The sequence below is a fragment of the Plesiomonas sp. genome (assembly GCF_051650925.1).
Lineage (GTDB): Bacteria > Pseudomonadota > Gammaproteobacteria > Enterobacterales > CAMTGL01 > Plesiomonas.
Map to the genome: position 1 here is coordinate 1 of NZ_JBOFRH010000058.1, position 1,850 is coordinate 1,850.

At 46.9% G+C, this 1,850-nt stretch carries 2 protein-coding genes; both read left to right on the forward strand.

What is annotated here, in order from left to right; translation table 11 throughout:
- Nucleotides 1-233 precede the first annotated feature (233 nt).
- Nucleotides 234-728 carry a SixA phosphatase family protein gene (locus tag ACRC27_RS01495; protein WP_438638992.1) on the forward strand — a complete coding sequence of 165 codons (495 nt, stop codon included), beginning with the start codon at nt 234-236 and terminating at the stop codon, nt 726-728.
- A 681-nt stretch (nt 729-1,409) separates the two neighbouring features.
- The coding region (locus ACRC27_RS01500) for a TetR/AcrR family transcriptional regulator (protein WP_438638994.1) at nt 1,410-1,850 on the forward strand (441 nt) is incomplete at its 3' end.

Below are 1,850 nucleotides of genomic sequence, written 5' to 3' on the forward strand. Positions count from 1 at the left end.
GATATAAATACAAAAGGTTAGTTTTTCATCAATATGGCTGTTGTTTGGTTATGTTATAATCAATCCGAGGCTAGTGGTATAAGGATCAGAATTCTACTGCAGAGCATATCGTTTTCTTCTCTTTCTGTGCTCATGATGCCGCTTGATTGATTAAACCACTTTGTCACTTTTGTGTGGCATGAAATACCATAATTCGTGATTACGATAGCATTAATTTAAATAAATGAGGCGCTATGACGTGTGAATTAGTACTCGTCCGCCATGCCAAATCTTCATGGCGGCATCATATGGCATCCGATTATCAACGGCCACTGGCTAAACGTGGATTACGCCAAGCCACATTGATGGCGCAGCGCCAAGCCTTTATTCATGAGGATGCGTTGTTACTTTGCTCCTCCAGTGTACGGACGATGCAAACTGCGTCTCTGATGCTAGAAGGCAAACCGGCCTTGCAAGCCAGATTACGGCTCGTGCCTGAGTTGTATGAAGCCACATTGCCGCAGCTGTTAAAGCTGATCACGGCTACGCCTGACTCGGTGCAACAGTTGGTGTTGGTGGGCCATAACCCCGGTTTAGCCGATTTGGTCTTGCATCTGACCGATAATGAGCTGATTAAGTTCACTACCGCGATGCAAATTCGGATCACGCTGCCTAACTGGCATCAAGCCGGCAATGGTGCGGGTGTCTTAACGGATGTGATTTATGCCGAAGAGGGCGAGATTGGCTAACGCGATGGCCGAGCATATCCGGTACAGTGACTCGACTGGCATTACGTGTACCTAAACGTGTACCTAAAATAGTGCAACCAAAAGCAATACAAGCGGAATCAAACTGATAGGGATGAAAAGCGAAGGAAAAGTTTACGGATGAACAGTAGGAAGAAAAACGCCCGGTAACTGGGAACCAAAGATTACGTTACCGGGTTATCCTCTAAACTCAGGGGACATCAAAGAAAAAGCAGTGGCATATACTCAGACTCTGCTTTGCATCGGAAGTTTCACGTCAGCATCAAAAAATCTCATTTTTTTTCGTCTTTTTCTTCAGTTTCTTCAGTGCGGGTTTGGGGCCGGCGGCTCCGGTGTCGCGGTAGCGAGCTTATCGTGCTGTGTCATCGCAATGTTGCGTATTCCTTCCTTCCTTCCTTCCTTCCTTCCTTCCCTCTTACTCTTGCCCTGATTCCTTTGTTGGCTTGTGCGTGAATGGGCGTGTTTGGTGTTTGCACGCGAGCGGCGTGTCTTATCGAACGGCATTTCACTCTAAATAACAACTTGATTTTAAATAACTAAATTTCTGTTGCTGTCGGCAGAGGCACGTTGTTTACACAAAAATAAAACATCTGTTTAAAATCATTGACTGCAATGTTAATGGGATGTAGATTTTAAACATCTGTTTAATATGAGTGTATGACTATGACCGTCAGGCCCGATACCAAAGCCCGAATTCTTGATGCTGCTGAGCGGTTGTTTGCCGAGCAGGGCTTTAATGACACCTCATTGCGGACTATTACCGCAGAGGCTGAAGTGAATCTGGCGTCCGTCAATTATCACTTTGGCTCGAAAAAAGAGCTGATTCGTGCGGTGCTGGCACGATATCTGGAAGTGTTTATGCCGGCCTTGGAGCTGGAATTAGATGCGGTCTTACGTAGCGATCAGACCCCAAGTTTGCAACAGGTCTTTCAGGCTTTTAAAGCGCCGCTGTTGCAATTGACCGACTTACGGCCAGAGGGCACCACCTTATTTATGCAGCTGTTAGGGCGAGGATATACCGATGTGCAGGGGCACTTGCGTTGGTTTATCACCACCCGCTATGGCGATGTGTTGGCGTTATTCACCCGTGCGGTACAGCGGGCG

Excerpts from the sequence above, each read along its gene's own strand:
- ACRC27_RS01495 (WP_438638992.1), top strand. The coding sequence starts at position 234 with ATGACGTGTGAATTAGTACTCGTCCGCCATGCCAAATCTTCATGGCGG.